Annotated in this window: 16 protein-coding genes; 9 read left to right on the forward strand and 7 right to left on the reverse strand. The window is 67.9% G+C overall.

Translation table 11 applies throughout. The features are described 5' to 3' along the window. Positions 1-6: 6 nt before the first annotated feature. From AWC06_RS11155 to AWC06_RS11165, 3 genes are read right to left on the reverse strand one after another with little or no spacing between them, the layout of a single operon-like run. Complete coding sequence (locus AWC06_RS11155) at positions 7-705, reverse strand: DUF7158 domain-containing protein (protein ID WP_372458050.1); 699 nt, start codon at positions 703-705, stop codon at positions 7-9. Continuing rightward, positions 612-4760, reverse strand: coding sequence for a glycoside hydrolase family 38 N-terminal domain-containing protein (locus AWC06_RS11160; RefSeq protein WP_085197330.1), 4149 nt, complete (start codon positions 4758-4760; stop codon positions 612-614). Before AWC06_RS11160 ends, AWC06_RS11155 begins: the two co-directional genes overlap by 94 nt. A gap of 18 nt (positions 4761-4778) precedes the next feature. Next, positions 4779-5537 (reverse strand): endonuclease/exonuclease/phosphatase family protein, encoded by a 759-nt coding sequence (locus tag AWC06_RS11165; RefSeq protein WP_085197332.1) that lies wholly within the window; start codon positions 5535-5537, stop codon positions 4779-4781. An 18-nt stretch (positions 5538-5555) separates the two neighbouring features. On the opposite strand from AWC06_RS11165, the gene AWC06_RS11170 reads away from it, so the two are divergent. The 9 genes from AWC06_RS11170 to AWC06_RS11210 all read left to right on the forward strand — a co-directional run bounded on the left by AWC06_RS11170 (position 5556) and on the right by AWC06_RS11210 (position 13871). Then, positions 5556-6125, forward strand: a complete 570-nt coding sequence (locus AWC06_RS11170; RefSeq protein ID WP_085197333.1) for a nucleotidyltransferase — start codon at positions 5556-5558, stop codon at positions 6123-6125. Positions 6126-6137: 12 nt separating this feature from the next. Continuing rightward, on the forward strand, positions 6138-6740 hold the full coding sequence (locus AWC06_RS11175; protein WP_085197335.1) for a DinB family protein: 603 nt from the start codon (positions 6138-6140) through the stop codon (positions 6738-6740). Further along, positions 6727-7635: an alpha/beta fold hydrolase gene (locus tag AWC06_RS11180; protein ID WP_085197337.1), complete on the forward strand. Its 909-nt coding sequence runs from the start codon at positions 6727-6729 to the stop codon at positions 7633-7635. Before AWC06_RS11175 ends, AWC06_RS11180 begins: the two co-directional genes overlap by 14 nt. 53 nt (positions 7636-7688) lie before the next feature. Then, positions 7689-9035 (forward strand): ABC1 kinase family protein, encoded by a 1347-nt coding sequence (locus AWC06_RS11185; protein ID WP_211281950.1) that lies wholly within the window; start codon positions 7689-7691, stop codon positions 9033-9035. A gap of 63 nt (positions 9036-9098) precedes the next feature. Beyond that, positions 9099-9941: an alpha/beta fold hydrolase gene (locus AWC06_RS11190; RefSeq protein ID WP_264480015.1), complete on the forward strand. Its 843-nt coding sequence runs from the start codon at positions 9099-9101 to the stop codon at positions 9939-9941. Between the two features lie 91 nt (positions 9942-10032). After that, positions 10033-10896, forward strand: a complete 864-nt coding sequence (locus AWC06_RS11195) for a cyclopropane mycolic acid synthase family methyltransferase (protein ID WP_085197340.1) — start codon at positions 10033-10035, stop codon at positions 10894-10896. Between the two features lie 86 nt (positions 10897-10982). Beyond that, positions 10983-11879, forward strand: coding sequence for a hydroxymycolate synthase MmaA4 (gene mmaA4 / locus AWC06_RS11200; RefSeq protein ID WP_085197342.1), 897 nt, complete (start codon positions 10983-10985; stop codon positions 11877-11879). An 84-nt stretch (positions 11880-11963) separates the two neighbouring features. After that, entirely contained in the window at positions 11964-12662 is a 699-nt protein-coding gene (locus AWC06_RS11205) for a YciI family protein (RefSeq protein ID WP_085198013.1), read from the forward strand. Positions 12663-12665: 3 nt separating this feature from the next. Continuing rightward, positions 12666-13871, forward strand: coding sequence for an RNA polymerase sigma factor (locus tag AWC06_RS11210; RefSeq protein WP_085197344.1), 1206 nt, complete (start codon positions 12666-12668; stop codon positions 13869-13871). Positions 13872-13890: 19 nt separating this feature from the next. On the opposite strand, the gene rplA is transcribed toward AWC06_RS11210, so the two are convergent. From rplA to secE, 4 genes are all read right to left on the reverse strand, one after another. Next, complete coding sequence (rplA, locus tag AWC06_RS11215; RefSeq protein ID WP_085197345.1) at positions 13891-14598, reverse strand: 50S ribosomal protein L1; 708 nt, start codon at positions 14596-14598, stop codon at positions 13891-13893. An 81-nt stretch (positions 14599-14679) separates the two neighbouring features. Further along, a complete protein-coding gene (gene rplK, locus AWC06_RS11220) occupies positions 14680-15108 on the reverse strand; it encodes a 50S ribosomal protein L11 (protein ID WP_085197347.1) in 429 nt (142 codons plus the stop codon). A 17-nt stretch (positions 15109-15125) separates the two neighbouring features. Beyond that, entirely contained in the window at positions 15126-15980 is an 855-nt protein-coding gene (gene nusG, locus AWC06_RS11225; RefSeq protein ID WP_085197349.1) for a transcription termination/antitermination protein NusG, read from the reverse strand. 36 nt (positions 15981-16016) lie between these two features. Then, positions 16017-16442 carry a preprotein translocase subunit SecE gene (gene secE / locus AWC06_RS11230; RefSeq protein ID WP_085197350.1) on the reverse strand — a complete coding sequence of 142 codons (426 nt, stop codon included), beginning with the start codon at positions 16440-16442 and terminating at the stop codon, positions 16017-16019. Between the last annotated feature and the right edge of the window lie 45 nt (positions 16443-16487).

Below are 16487 nucleotides of genomic sequence, written 5' to 3' on the forward strand. Positions count from 1 at the left end.
AAATGCTCAGTGCCGATGGGTGTTGTCGGGTTGACGCGGATCGCCGGGATGCTCGTATCCGGGGGCCAGCCGCACCAGCGCGGCCCGTCGTTCGTCGAGCCATACCCGGAAGGCCCGCCGCCGCGCGGCGTCCCGCAGGTGCTCGGCGATCAAACCGCGCACCTGATCTAGCGGCGGCGCGGCGACGACAGGACCGCGCCAACCGACGCGGTCCGGCCCTGCCGTAGCGAACCGCAGCGGGTTGCGGGCGTGATAGTGCGCGACGGCGTCATCGCTGACATCGACCGCGGCCGTGACGCGCGCGTAGACGGCGCGCGCACACGGGTCGGCCAGCGCCGCGGCGGCGATGCTGCCGATCTCGAGGCGGGCCGTCGCGTCGGGCAGCAGCTCGGCCTCGCTCGGCGCGTCGCCCACGGTCACACCCAGCGCGGCGGCCTCCGCGGCGATCACCCGCTCCGTCACGATCAGCTGTGTCAGCCAGCGGCGCAGCTGCCGGCCCTCGCTGGTGCCGACCGCCGGCAGCGCGCCCGCCAATGGGCCGTCGCGCAGCCTCGCCTCTCGCTCGTCGACCTCGTCGACTGGCACCCCGATGGCCCCAACCGTCGCGACGATCATCGGACCGTCACCTTCGCCGCGGGCGAGTACAGCAGCTGCCCAGCGCAACCGACCCGGACCAGCGCCCACCACTCGCCGGGCTCCACCCATGCAGGCGGCGTGACCTCGAAGCCGAGCTCGACCGTGCCACCGGCGGGCAGCTCGGCGCCGATAGCGGCCGGGCCCATCCACTCCCAGGTCCCCCACGGGCTGATCAGGTGCGCCTCCAACGCCAGCTCGGCATGCGCGTCGGTGCCGATGGTGACGGCCAGGCGAGACGAGTCGCCCGCATCGACCTCGACATCGGCTGGCCCGTCGACCAGGTACACCAGCCGTTCATCGTCAGCGTCACCGACCGAGACCACGCACACGTCTTCGACGACCTGACGCCAGGCGGGCGGCAGGTCGTCGCCGGTGACCTGTAGCTGCGCCCGCAGCGGATACAGCCCGGGTGCGGTATCCGGGGGCATCGTCACGAGGATGTCGGCTTCCAGGTATTCGCCGGGCCGCAGGGTGAAGGGCAGCTCGGCGGGGCTGGCCGACCAGCCGGGCGGGCATGCCAGGGCGACGGCACCGGCCAGCGGCGTGTCACAGCAGTCGCTTGCCGCGGTGAGCCGCAACGTCACGTCGGCACCGGCTGCGGCGGTCAGCCGATGCGGGTGCAGGTAAGCGACGGCCGGCAGGCCGCCGAGCGGCGCCGGCCCGCGGTTGTGCAGCCAGTAGCGCGCGTAGAGCGGGTGGCAGTTCTCGGCCTGCGGAGCCAACGCGGTGTCTTCGGCGTCGAGCAGTCGGGGCAGGTCGAGTCGTGCCAGCGCGGTGCCGATCTGGTAGCCGTGCAGGGCAGTCAGGTGGCGGCGCCGTCGCGGCCGTTCCAACAGATCGGCCTGATGCAGCTCGGAGACCTTGCCCAGCGGCGAGCGGACGACCACGTCGGCGTCGCCGCCGTGCGTTTCGACCAGCCGCACGGCCACCCGCGCGGGATCGACGGGGTGGGCGCTGCCGTGCGCCAGGGGATTGCCCGCCGCCTTGAGGGCGCTCAACTGCACCGAGCCGGCGGGCTCGACCTGCAGCAGCGAGCCGGTCGCTGGCAGCCCGCCGGCTCGCCCGGATGCCGTCACCGCGATCAGCGGGTGGGAGAATTCCGCACTGCGAGTGGGGATTTCGGCTTCACGCCAGTCGCCGTCACCGCTGGCCAGCGCGTAGTCGAACACGTGCGTCCAGTGCTGCAGCTGAAAGTTGGAGCCGTCGGGTGCGGTGCGGCGCGGCTCGTCGATCCAGATGCCGGACGGCCAGCCGGTGCAAGAGCGCATCAGCGCGGTATGCAACGTCCCGTCGGCCTCGACGGCGAAACTCGGCACCCCGCGGTTGAACAACGCGACCGTACGAGATTCGAAGCGCTGCATGCCCGACGACGCCTGCTGGGTGACGACGATCTCGGCGTCGACGAGGTCGTCGGCCACCGACGCGATCGCCGGCCCGAGCTCGGCGTCGTCGCGGCTGGCGATCACCAGCACCGGCAGCGCCCGCGGATCGCGCAGGTCCGCGCCGGGGACCCAGCCGGCCGCCAACGGCGCCCCGGCGGGCACCCATACTCTGGCCCGGCCGGCGTCGGCGAGTTGGCGGTCAATTTCGATCGTGTAAGCCGGATCAGCCGCAGCCAGCACGGTTTTGGTGAACGCGTTCTGGCCCGGCCCACCCAGCGCGATACGGGCGTCCGGCAAGTTGGAGTCGACACCGAGGTGACCGTAGCGGGGCTTGTCGGCGCTGCTGCAGGTCGCGGTGACCCCGGCTCGCACCAGCGCGACCATCAGGTCGCGCGCCAACAGGCCCGCCAGCGGCTCAGTCGGCGCCACCACCTCGGCCACCGATACCGCCCGCACGCCGTCGCCCACCCGAATCCGCGCCGCCGAGGACAACCCGAACCAGCCGTAGGCGGGATTGTCCAACGTCCACGGGTGGGTCGCGGTGTCCACCGAATGAGATCCATTGTGCAGCAATGCGAAACCGCGCCCGACGACGGCGTCGCCGACCTCGCTGACCGGCATGGCGCCGGGCACCGGGCACGGCCAGCGCACCCGCACCAGGCGGTCGGCGTCGGCGAATTCATCGATGCTGGTGCGGCAGTCCACCCGGTCGATGCCACGCCACAGCGTCAGCGTCTGGGTGTAGCGCAGCAACGGGTCGACCCGGCCGCGGATCACCAGCCGCTGTCCCAGCGGGCTGCTATACGCCTGCACCTCGGCCGGCGTTTCCGACGAGCAGACGACCGGCCCCTTGGGCAGCAGATGCCACGGGCCCTCGCCGCCGGTCGGGTGTCCCGGGTACTCCTCGTAGACGGCCAACTCGTTGCCCACCCGGCCGTCGGCGACCAGCTGTCGGCCGTCGTGCAGCAGCGACGTCACCCCGCCGCCGCGGTCCGGGTCGACCTCAAGCCGGTAGTGCCCATTGGCAATCACGTTGCCGGCCAACGGTTCCCAGGCGTCTAACTGGCCGGGTACCAGCCGATAGGCCCGCCATCCCAGCGACGGCAGGTCGTGCGCCAGGAACGTGACTGACCCGCGCTCTGCCACCGCGGGCACGTCGGCGCCGTCGGCATCCACAATCCGCAGCCCGGCGTCGAGCCGAACGTTCACTACGTCGGTTCGATTGTGCGCCAACGGATTCCACACCACAACATCGCGGTCGACCGCGCTGGACAGCAGCGCCAGCGACCGGTCACGCGCCGTACAGCCCAGCTCCCACGCGTCGCGCCAGCCGGTCAGCAGGTCGAGGTAGACCTGATCGGATTCCGAGCCGGTGATCGCATCGTGGTGCGCGCCGTAGGCCAGCTGCACCCACGCCTTGGCCAGCGCGGCCTGCGGGTAGTCGCAACCGCCGGCAAGCGCGGCGAACACCGCGAACTTCTCCGCGTCCAGCACAGCATTCTCGGCGGCGCGATTGGCTTGTTTGGTGTCGATGAACGACACATCCTTGCCGGTGTAGATGGGGTTCATGTCCCGCGTTTGCGGCGACGGCGCCAGCGCGCGAGCGTCCAATTCGGCCCGCACCGCGGCGAAGAACTCGCACGGCAGCGCGCACACGAACCGCGGCCAGGTGTACCGCGAACCCCAGTCGCGGTGAATCTCGGTGACCCACTTGTTCGGTGGCGTGTAATCGGTGCCGACCGGCAGCAGCACGTTGCGGGTCAGCGCGACCTTCTTCAGCTCGTCGAACAGCCGGTAAGTGGCCTGCTCGGCTTCGGCCAGCGATGCGGCGTCGTCCATCCCCCAGCCGGCCCCGTAATGCGCGGGCATGTAATGGGTGAGCAGCCCGCGTCCGGATGGGGCGATCCATTCGAACTCGCTGCAGAACTGCATGCCGCCCAGTCCGCCTTCGCTGTGCATCGGACCCCACTGGTGGTGCGGTCCGCGCGCCCACGAGCTCGACGTCAGGCCGGCATCGGCGGCCATACCGGGGAACTGCGGGTCGTGGCCGAACGCGTCGAGCTGCCAGGCGGTAGCCGGATCACCGCCGAGCACGTCGCGCTGAAACCCCATGCCGTGCACGAAGTTCCGGATTGTCGTCTCCGGGCTGGTGAGGTTGGTGTTGGGCTCGTTGTAGGCGCCGCCCATGATTTCCACCCGGCCCTCGGCGATCAGCCGGCGCAGGTCGGCGCGATCCTCGGGGTGGGTGTCCCAGTACGGCTTGAGGTAGTCGACTTCGGCCAGCACGAACTTGTATTCGGGTTCGCGGCGGGCCAGCTCCAGATGCGCGTGGACCAGCTCAAAACCGTTCCGGCATCTGCTCGGCGGGTCCGCTTGCCAGACACTGGTGTAGGCGCCCTGGGTGTTCCACCACACCGGGTCGTAGTGGAAGTGGCTGATCATGAACATCGTCCAGCCGGGCTCGGCGACGGTGAAAGCAAAGGGCTTGCTAGCTGGTCCAGCGCTGCCCGCGACGTCCACCCAGGCCGTCCGGCGCTGTCCGATCACCGGGCGCTCGACGGCGATCGGCACCTCGACCACGCCCTGCCCGATCCGGGCGAGCGCCTCCCCGGCCAGGCCGTCGCCGTCGACCCGGACCAGCGTCGGCTCGGTGCCGGCGTCGACCGTCACCCGGGCCAGCTGCAGCGGCGCATCCGGCGGGCCGACGAACAGTTCCGTCGACTCCGCAGAAATGACCTGCACCCCCGCACCCTACGACCGTCAGCGATGCAAGACATCGACAACGAGTGGCCGATGATCCGAAACCGGCAGCGCCGGCGTGGACCACGTGTCGGCGACCAGCCGGACATCGTCGGTCAGGATGTGGTCGAGCTGACGGTCAGGGTCATTGATCGGAAACGTCGGCGCCGTCGCCAACGAGCGCAGCCGCGCCCGGCGAGGGGCGTCCATGTTGAGATCACCCATCAGCACCCGCGGGCCCGGGAAGCCACGCAGATCGCGGGTCAGCCGGCGCAGCTGAACCCGGTTCCAGCCCGGGACGAACGACAAATGCGTGTTGGCCACCGTCAGCTCCCCCAGCGCGGTGTCGAGCCGGGCCACCATCGCGGCCCGGGGTTCTTCGTCGACGATCTGCACTCGACCGGGCCCGGGCAGATACATCGGGAATTTCATCGGGATCCGCGGCAGCCGCAGCACCTGCCAGCTCAGCGCGGGAAACCGGGACAGCAGCGCAATGCCGTACGCGGCGGTGCCCGGCTGCTCGTCGCCGGTGGCGGCCATCCAGGTCGCGCCGGGCGTGCCGGAGATCGCCGCGACGAACCGGTGGCTGACCGCGCCCATCGCCTCGGCCGCGACGGCGGTGAGATCGGCCATCGCCGAGCGTGGCTGATCGCAGTCGACCTCCTGCAGGGCCAGCACGTCGGCGTCCAACCGCCGCACACACTCGGCGAGCCGGTCGACGTCGACCTCGCCGTCGTGGACGCTGCGACCGTGCAGGATGTTGAAGGTGGCCATCCGCATGGGTAATACCTACCCACCATGACCACGCATGGATCACCGCTGTTCGCGCGCAATGACGAATTGCGCGAGGCGTTGCGGCGCGCGGCGTCGGCGCTCAAGGCGCACGGGCCGCCGTTCGCGCTGGCCGGCAGCTACGCGCTGTGGGTGTACGGTGCGCCGGAGCCGGTGCACGACGTGGACTTCGTCGTCGCCGAAACCGATGCCGACGCCGCGGCAGTGTCACTCGCCAAGGCCGGATTCAGCATCGAGCGCACACCCGAGGACTGGCTGTTCAAGGCCCACGCCGACGACGCGGTGGTGGACGTGCTGCACCGGATCAATGGCTTGCCGGTAGACCCCGAGCTGATCCATTCGGGCGAGGACCGTGACGTGTTGGCGATCCGCATGCCGGTGTTGCCGCCGACAGTGGTGGTGATCGAGAAGCTGTGTTCGTTGACCGAACACCATTGCGACTTCGGGTCCTTGCTGCCGTCGGTGCGGGCCGTCCGCGAGCAGGTCGACTGGGACCGGGTGCGCAGCGACACCGCCGACAATGACTTCGCGGTGGCGTTTTTGGTCCTCGTTTCGAGGCTCGGCATCACGGCGTGATAAGCACGACTCATGCCCGCCCTCGCCCGACCGGTCACCGACGAACGCAGCGCGCTGCGCGAATACCTCGCCTACCACCAGAGCGCGTACTTCGCGGTGTCCTATGGCCTTTCCGATGAACAAGCCAGGTTGACGCCGACCGTCAGCGCGCTGTCGATCGGCGGGCTGGTCAAGCACGCCACCGGTATGCAGCGCACCTGGATGACCCGGGTCGCCGCCGCGCCCGACGCACCGCCGAAGGATCCGCGGCCGTTCGAGGAGATCTCCCGCGACTTCGCCGACCAGCACGTGATGCGCCACGACGAGACGCTGGCCGGGCTGCTTGACGCCTTCAAGGCACAGAACGCCGAATCGCTGCGGCTGTTCGAGACGGCGGACCTGGACGCGAAAGTGCCGGTGCCCGAAGACATTCCGTGGTTTCCGAAGGATATCCAAGCGTGGTCGGTGCGATGGGTGATCCTGCATGTGATCAACGAGTTGGCCCGCCACGCCGGGCATGCAGACATCATTCGGGAGAGCATCGACGGCGCAACGATGTACGAGCTGATCGCGGGACTGGAGAACTGGGAGCCGCGCCCATGGGTGACGCCGTGGAGGAAGCGTGCAGACTCGTAGCGGCATCGCGTCAGGCGACGTCGAGGTCTACTACGAGGACCTCGGCGACCCGGCCGATCCGCCGGTGCTGCTGATCATGGGGCTCGGCGCCCAACTGCCGATGTGGCCCGACGGGTTCTGCGCGCAACTGGTCGATGCCGGGCATCGGGTGATCCGCTTCGACCATCGCGACACCGGGCTGTCGGCCAAGATGCACGGGATGCGCGCCGACGGCTCAGTCTACCGGCGGGCGTGGCGGTACGTGACCGGCAGGCCCAGCCCCGTGCCCTACACGTTGGTCGACATGACGCGCGACGTCGTCGCGCTGCTCGATCACCTCGACATCGACCGCGCACACGTCGTCGGCGCCTCGATGGGCGGCATGATCGCCCAGATCCTCGCCGCCAGCGAGCCGCACCGAGTGGCGTCGCTGGGCATCGTCATGTCCAGCACCGGCAAGCCGCTCTCCGCGCTGCCGGCCTGGCGGGTCATCAAGCTGAGGTTCGACGCGCCGGGCAAGGACGCCTCCGAAGACGAGAAGCTGGCCTACGAGGCCCGCAACGTCGCGGTGTTCAACGGCCCCAACTTCCTGCCGCCGGCCGCCGAGCTGCGCAAGCGCGTCGAGCAGCTCGCCGAGCGCTCTAACTATCCGCCCGGCAGGCTGCGCCAAGTCGACGCATTGCTCGGCACCGGCAGCCTGCTGGCGTACAGCAAACAGATCACCGCGCCGACGGTCGTGATCCACGGCTCGCACGACCCGATGGTGCGGCCGCGCAACGGCAGGGCGGTCGCCGCGGCCATCCCCGACGCGCGGTTCGTCGTGGTCGACGGCATGGGCCACGACCTCCCCGAACCGGTATGGCGGCCGATCGTCGAGACCCTCACCGAAAACTTCGCGCGCGCCCGCACCCGGTGAGCGGGCTCACAGGAATTGGGACTTGACACCCCGGTTTTGGCACACTGGCTCAGATGAGTTCCAACAACCACCGTCAGCTGGCCAAGCTCGACCGGGTGCCGCTGCCGGTCGAAGCGGCTCGCATCGGCGTCACCGGTTGGCAGCTCACCCGAACCGCCGCGCGCGTCGTCACCAAGCTGCCGGCGCGCGGTCCCTGGCAGTCGAAGGTGATCAAGCAGCTCCCGCAGACCTTCGTCGACTTGGGCCCGACCTACGTCAAATTCGGTCAGATCATCGCCTCCAGCCCGGGCGCATTCGGCGAACAGCTGTCCCGCGAATTCCGCGGCCTGCTCGACCGGGTGCCGCCGGCGGACAAGGACGAGGTGCACAAGCTCTTGGCAGACGAGCTCGGCGCCGACCCGTCAGAACTGTTCGCCAGCTTCGACGAGGAGCCGTTCGCATCGGCGTCGATCGCCCAGGTGCACTACGCCACCCTGCACAGCGGCGAAGAGGTCGTCGTCAAAATCCAGCGGCCGGGCATCCGTCGCAGGGTCGCCGCCGACCTGCAGATCCTCAAACGCTTCGCGCAGGCCGTCGAGCTGGCCAAGCTGGGCCGACGGCTGTCAGCCCAAGACGTCGTCGCCGACTTCAGCGACAACCTGGCGGAGGAACTCGACTTCCGCCTCGAGGCGCAGTCGATGGAGGCCTGGGTGGCCCACCTGCACGCCTCACCGCTGGGCCGCAACATCCGCGTGCCGGAGGTGCACTGGAACTACACCACTGAGCGGGTGCTGACGATGGAGCGGGTGCACGGCATCCGCATCGACAACGTCGCCGAGCTGCGCAAGGCCGGGTTCGACGGCGTCGAGCTGGTCAAGGCGCTGATCTTCAGCCTCTTCGAGGGCGGGCTGCGGCACGGGCTGTTCCACGGCGACCTGCACGCCGGCAACCTCTATGTCGACGACCAGGGCCGGATCGTGTTCTTCGACTTCGGGATCATGGGCCGCATCGACCCGCGCACCCGCTGGCTGCTGCGTGAGCTGGTGTACGCGCTGCTGGTCAAGAAGGACCACGCCGCGGCGGGCAAGATCGTCGTGCTGATGGGCGCCGTCGGCACCGTCAAGCCGGAAGCCGAGGCCGCCAGGGACCTGGAGAAGTTCTCCACCCCGCTGACCATGCAGACGCTGGGCGACATGTCGTATGCCGACATCGGCCGCCAGCTCTCGGCACTGGCCGACGCCTACGACGTCAAGCTGCCCCGCGAGCTGGTGCTGATCGGCAAGCAGTTCCTCTACGTCGAGCGCTACATGAAGCTGCTGGCGCCGAAGTGGCAGATGATGTCCGACCCGCAGCTCACCGGCTACTTCGCCAACTTCATGGTCGAGGTCAGCCGCGAGCACTCCTCCGACGTCGAGGTCTAGGCGACTGTGGAAATCCGAAGCGGCACAGCACGTTCCGGTGATATCGACCTGTACTACGAGGACATGGGCGATCTCCACGACCCGCCGGTACTGCTGATCATGGGGCTGGGTGCGCAGCTGCTGCTGTGGCGCACGGCGTTCTGCGAGAAGCTCGTCGCCGAAGGTCTGCGGGTGATCCGCTACGACAACCGCGATGTCGGCCTGTCCAGCAAGACCGGACGCCAACCCAAGCGACCGATGATCCCCCGGATGATCAGGTTCTGGCTGGGGCTACCCAGCCATGCGCCCTACACGCTGGAAGACATGGCCGACGACGCCGCTGCCGTCCTCGACCACCTCGGCATCGACCGCGCCCACATCGTCGGAGCCTCGATGGGGGGCATGATCGCGCAGGTCTTTGCCGCGCGCTTTGCCGAGCGCACGCACGCGCTGGGTGTGATCTTCTCCAGCAACAACCAGCCGTTTCTGCCGCCGCCCGCGCCGCGGGCTCTGTTCGCGCTGCTCAAGGCGCCGCCGCCGAATTCGCCGCGGGACGTGATCGTCGAAAATGCCGTGCGGGTGAGCCGGATCATCGGCAGCCCGGCATATCCGGCGGCCGAAGAACAGGTCCGCGCCGAAGCCATCGAGGGCTACGAACGCTGCTACTACCCGTGGGCCATCCCCAAGCATTTCAGCGCAATCATCGCCAGCGGCAGTCTCAAACGCTACGACCGGCAGATCACCGCACCCACCGTCGTCCTGCATGGACGGGCCGATACGCTGCAGCGGCCGGCAGGCGGGCGCGCGGTTGCGCGCGCGATCGGCGGCGCCCGGTTCGTGCAGTTCGACGGCATGGGTCATGAGCTGCCCGAGCAACTGTGGGATCGGGTGATCAGCGAACTGACGACCACATTTGCTCAGGCCTGACCGCCCGAGTTTCAAATTCGGTCCGTCAGCGCCGATCGATTAGCATGTCTGGCGGATCACCGGGGGGAAAACCAAGAAAGGCGCACGGCCAATGGCGCAAAAGCTCAAGCCGCACTTTGAAGACGTCCAGGCGCACTACGACCTGTCCGACGATTTCTTCCGGCTCTTCCTCGACCCCAGCCAGACCTACAGCTGCGCCTACTTCGAGCGCGACGACATGACGCTGGAGGAAGCCCAGCTGGCCAAGGTCGACCTGGCGCTGGGCAAGCTGGGTCTACAGCCGGGGATGACGCTGCTCGACGTCGGCTGCGGGTGGGGCAGCACGATGCGACGCGCGATTGAGAAGCACGACGTCAATGTCATCGGGCTGACACTGAGCAAGAACCAGGCCGCACATGTCCAGAAGATGCTCGACGAGCTGGACAGCCCTCGCACCAAACGGATTCTGCTGGCCGGCTGGGAGGAGTTCGACGAGCCGGTGGACCGGATCGTGTCGATCGGGGCGTTCGAGCACTTCGGGCACGACCGCTACGACGACTTCTTCAAGATGGCCTACAACGCGCTGCCCGACGACGGGGTGATGCTGCTGCACACGATCACCGGTCTGACCGGGCCGCAGATGGTCGAGCGCGGCATGCCGTTGACGTTCGAGCTGGCCCGCTTCTTCAAATTCATCATGACCGAGATCTTCCCGGGCGGCCGGTTGCCGTCGATCGAGATGGTCGAGGACCGCTCGTCCAAGGCGGGCTTCAAGCTGACGCGTCGGCAGTCGCTGCAGCCGCACTACGCAAAGACCCTCGACCACTGGTCCGCGGCCCTGGAGGCCAACAAGGAGAAGGCCATCGAGATCCAATCCGAAGAGGTCTACGAGCGCTACATGCACTACCTGACCGGCTGCGCGAAAGGCTTCCGGATCGGTTACATCGACGTCAACCAGTTCACATTGGAGAAGTAGCTCTTAGCCGCATAGCAGCCGGGTATGGTGCTCTCACCAGTCGAAGACATATGCGGAAAAGTTGATTAGAAAGCGACCAAGTACCGATGCCTGACAACCCAGCTACTCAGACGCAGACGCGGACGCGCCCCGAAGACATCCAGGCTCATTACGACCTGTCCGACGACTTCTTCGGCCTGTTCCAGGACGCGACGCGCACCTACAGTTGCGCCTACTTCACCCGCGACGACATGACGCTGGAAGAGGCCCAGATCGCCAAGGTCGACTTGAACCTGGACAAGTTGGATCTGAAGCCCGGCATGACGCTGCTGGACATCGGTTGCGGCTGGGGCACCACGATGAAGCGCGCCGTCGAGAAGTACGACGTCAACGTCATCGGTCTGACGTTGTCGAAGAACCAACGCGCCCGCGCCCAGAAGGTGCTGGACAGCATCGACACCAAGCGCAGCCGCCAGGTGCTTTTACGCGGCTGGGAGGATTTCACCGACCCCGTCGACCGGATCGTGTCGATCGAGGCGTTCGAGCACTTCGGCTTCGAAAACTACGACGACTACTTCAAGCGGTGTTTCAACATCATGCCCGAGGACGGGCGGATGACGGTTCAGAGCAGCGTCGGCTACCACCCCTACGACCTGGCGGCGCGCGGGAAGAAGCTGACTTTCGAGGTGGCGCGCTTCATCAAGTTCATCATCACCGAGATATTCCCGGGCGGTCGCATCCCGACCACCCAGATGATGGTCGAACACGGTGAGAAAGCTGGTTTTATTGTGCCCGAACCTCTTTCGCTGCGCCCGCACTACGTCAAGACGCTCACGATCTGGAGCGACTCCCTGGAGGCGAACAAGGCCAAGGCCATCGAGGTGGCCTCCGAAGAGGTCTACGAGCGGTACATGAAATACCTGCGCGGCTGCCGGGACTACTTCGCCGACGAGTGCCTGGACTGCAGCCTGGTCACCTACCTGAAGCCGGGGGCGGCTGCCTAGCGTTTGTCGGATTGGGCTCGCCTCGTTCGTCGGAGAGGTAGAGAGTGGGACACAGGGTTCCGCTCACTACCGGAGGTGACGACCATGCAGTACTTCGCCCTGTTGATCAGCAGTGAGGATGCGCTGACGCCCGACGAGCGGGCCGCCCTGATGCCGGCGTTCGAGAGCTTCCACGCCCAAGCCGGGTCGGCGATCCGGGCCGGTGACGCCCTGACACCGGCAGCTACCGGGGTGCGCATCAGCGGCGGGCCGGACGCCCCGGTGGTCACCGACGGTCCGTTCGCCGAGTCCGCCGAGGTGGCCTGCGGCTACTACGTGTTCGAAGCCGAAAACCTCGACGAGGCATTGGCATTGACGCGCGGCATCCCAGTAGCCAGATACGGGGCCGTGGAAGTCTGGCCGGTTTTCCACTCGTTCGATCCCGATTGGTCCCGCTCGGGCAGCAACTGGCTGGCGCTGCTGCTGGAGCCGCCGGCATCCGCCTACGTCCCCGGCACGCCGGAGTGGCAACAGGTCGCCGCGCAACATGGCGCCTTCGCGACCGCGGCCGACGAGCACATCGTCGGCGGCGCTGCGCTGCACGAGCCTGCCACCGCCACCACCGTGCGGGTACGCAACGACGAGGTGCTCATCACCGACGGGCCCTACGTCGAAGGCGCCGAGGTGGCCAACGGGTTCTACGTGCTCTCCGCCGCCGACCGCGACCAGGCCGTCAAGCTCGCGTCGCAGATCCCCGCGACGACGGTCGAGTTGCGCCAGCTGGCGGGAGTGTCCCACCTGTAGCCCATGACGGACCTGGACGGCGTCTTTCGGCGCGAGTGGGGCCCGGCCGTGGCCACGCTGGCCCGGTGGTCGGGTGACCTGACCGTCGCCGAGGACGCCGTCCAGGAAGCCTTCGCCGAGGCGCTGCGGGCGTGGCCACGCGACGGCGTGCCGGACAATCCCGCCGCCTGGGTGCTGACGGTGGCGCGTAACCGCGCCCGCGACCGGCTGCGTCGCGAGTCAGCCCGTCCGGGAAAGGAATTGGCGGCTGTGGTCGACGAGGTGCGTGCCCGAACCGAGGCGGACGTCCACCCGGTCAGCGACGACGAGCTACGGATGATGTTCACCTGCGCACATCCGGCGCTCGACCGGACCTCGCAGCTGGCGCTGACATTGCGGCTGGTGTCCGGGCTCACCGTCGCAGAGATCGCACGCGCGCTGCTGCAAACGGAATCCGCTGTCGCGCAACGCATTACCCGCGCCAAAGGCAAGATCCGCCACGCCCGAATCCCGTTGCGGGTGCCGCCGGCGGAGCTGCTGCCCGAGCGCACCCCCCATGTGCTCGGCTGCATCTACTCGGTGTTCACCGAGGGCTACTGGTCGACGGCGGGCCCGTCGGCGATTCGCGATGAACTCTGCGACGAAGGGGTCCGGCTGGCCGGCGAGCTGTGCGCGCTGATGCCCGACGAGCGGGAGGCGCACGCACTGGCAGCCCTTGTGCTGCTGCATGATTCGCGACGAGCGACCAGAGTGGACGCCGCCGGGGCGCTGGTGCCGCTCGAGGAGCAGGACCGAAGCCGCTGGGACCGCGGCCGCATCGCGCGGGGCCTGGACCGTCTGCGGCTGGCGCATGGTTCGACCGGGCCGTATCTGCCGCAGGCGGTGATCGCCGCAGTGCACGCGACGGCCCCATCGTGGCAGGAGACCGACTGGCGCGCCATCTGCGCGGCCTACGACAAGCTGTTGGCGATGACGGACTCGCCCGTGGTGCGGGCCAACCGCGCGCTGGCGATCGGATTCCGCGACGGCCCGGACGCCGGGCTGGCCGCATTGGATACGGTGGCCGACGATCCGCGCGCGGCCCGCGTGCTGCCTCCGATCCGCGCCGACCTACTGCGGCGCGCGGGACGCCGCGACGAGGCGCTTAGCTGGTATCGAGAGGCGTTGGCGGCCAACGGCTCCGAGCCCGCCCGGGCGTTTCTGCAGCGCCGGATCGCAGAGCTCAGTTAGCCGCCGAGTGCAGGCGAAGTTAGGCCTCGGCGAAGTTGCGGGTGATCGAGGGGTCGACCGGTATGCCCGGACCGGTGGTCGTCGACACCACGACCTTCTTCAGGTAGCGGCCCTTCGACGACGACGGCTTGAGCCGTAACACCTCATCGATCGCCGCGCCGTAGTTCTCCGCGAGGTTCTTCTCGTCGAACGACGCCTTGCCGATGACGAAATGCAGGTTGGCCTGCTTGTCGATGCGGAAGTTGATCTTGCCGCCCTTGATGTCGGCGACGGCCTTGGCCACGTCCGGGGTGACCGTGCCGGTCTTGGGGTTGGGCATCAGACCGCGCGGCCCCAGCACGCGGGCGATCCGGCCGACCTTGGCCATCTGATCGGGCGTGGCGATCGCGGCGTCGAAATCCAGAAAGCCGCCCTGAATCTTCTCGATCAGGTCGTCGCTGCCGACCACGTCGGCGCCGGCGGCCTTTGCCTCTTCGGCCTTCTCGCCCACCGCGAACACCGCCACCCGCGCGGTCTTACCGGTGCCGTGCGGCAGGTTGACCGTGCCGCGGACCATCTGGTCCGCCTTACGCGGGTCCACCCCGAGCCGGATGGCCACCTCGACGGTCGCGTCTTGTTTGGTCGACGACGTCTCCTTGGCCAGCTTGGCCGCCTCCAGCGGAGTGTGCAGCCGGGTGCGGTCCACCTTTTCGGCGGCCGCGCGATATGCCTTGCTCTTCTTGCTCATTCGATATCCAATCTGACGTTGGTTGTGGTTACAAAGCGGGCCGAAGCTGGCCCTCCCACGGGGTCTCCCCCTATTCGATTCCTATTCGACGGTGATCCCCATCGACCTCGCGGTGCCGGCGATGATCTTGGCGGCGGCGTCGATGTCATTGGCGTTGAGGTCGGCCTTCTTGGTCTCGGCGATCTCGCGGACCTGATCCCAGCTGACCTTGGCGACCTTCTCCTTGTGCGGCTCGGGCGAACCCTTACCCACACCCGCGGCCTTGAGCAGCAGCTTGGCCGCCGGCGGCGTCTTGAGCGTGAACGTGAAGCTGCGGTCCTCGTAGACGGTGATCTCCACCGGGATCACGTTGCCGCGCTGGCTTTCTGTCGCGGCGTTGTACGCCTTGCAGAACTCCATGATGTTGACGCCGTGCTGGCCGAGCGCCGGACCGACCGGCGGCGCGGGGTTGGCCTGCCCAGCCTCGATCTGCAGCTTGATCAGCCCGACGACTTTCTTCTTCGGGGCCATGAACGTCCTTCCGTGAGTTAAATCTTCGAGACCTGATTGAAGGTCAGTTCCACAGGTGTTTCGCGGCCGAAGATGGACACCAGCACCTTGAGCTTCTGTTGTTCGGCGTTGACCTCGCTGATCGACGCCGGCAGCGTGGCGAACGGCCCGTCCATGACGGTGACCGATTCGCCGACTTCGTAGTCGACCTCGACCGGGGCCCGTTCCAGCCCACCCTCGGCGGGAGCAGCCGCAGCCGCCGCACCCTTGGCGGGCTTCTTGGCCGCCCCTTGCGGCAGCAGGAACTTCACCACGTCGTCCAGCGACAGCGGCGACGGACGCGACGTCGCTCCGACGAACCCGGTCACACCCGGCGTGTTGCGCACGGCGGCCCAGGACTCATCGGTCAGGTCCATGCGCACCAGGATGTAGCCCGGCAGCACCTTGCGGTTGACCTGTTTGCGCTGGCCGTTCTTGATCTCGGTGACCTCTTCGGTCGGCACCTCCACCTGGAAGATGTAGTCGCCGACGTCCAGGTTCTGCACCCGGGTCTCGAGGTTGGCTTTGACCTTGTTCTCGTATCCGGCATAGGAGTGGATGACATACCAGTCACCGGGCTTGGTGCGCAGGTCGGCCTTCAGCGCGGCCGCCGGGTCGACCTCTTCCTCTTCGGCCGGCTCTTCGGGCGCCGGAGCCTCAGCCGGAGCCTCAGCCTCAGCCTCAGGTGACTCTTCGGCCGCGGCCTCTTCAGCCGGCTCTTCGAGCGCGGCGGTGGCCTCTGCGACCGCCGCGTGGGGGTCGGGCTCGGCTTGCGCGTCTGCTTGGACCTTTTCTAAGGCGGCTTCGATGTCGACCGTCTCACCCACGGGCATATCGCCGTCGGAGGTAGTCACGGTTCACAAATCCTTTCTTCAACTTCTGCGCGGCCCTCAGCCGAACACCAACAGCACCAGCCGGGCCAGGCCCAAGTCCGCCAGACCGATCAGCGCCACCATGAACACCAGGAACGCCAGCACCACCGAGGTGTAGGTGATCATCTGCTTGCGGTTCGGCCAGATGACCTTGCGCAGCTCGGCGACGACCTGCTTGAGGTAGTTGTAGACGTAGACGAACGGGTTGACCGATGGCCCTCGCGACTTGCGGGCCGCCTTGGCTTTCTTGGTCTTCTTCTCGACTTCGCTCTCGGTGAGCTCGACCGCGCCCGACGTCTCCTCGTACTCGGCCCCCGCCCGCTGGCGAGACCGCTTGCCGCTGGGGCGTTGCGGCCGCGTCACCACCGCCGTGCGCCCGCCCCGGGACTCGTCGGTTTCGTTACCGTGGGCTGCGGCGTCGGTGCCGTCGAGTTCGTCGCTCACCGCATGCTCCTTACCTTCACTCGCCTGGTGCGTTAAGGGTCACCC

The organism is Mycobacterium fragae, assembly GCF_002102185.1.
Classification (GTDB): domain Bacteria; phylum Actinomycetota; class Actinomycetes; order Mycobacteriales; family Mycobacteriaceae; genus Mycobacterium; species Mycobacterium fragae.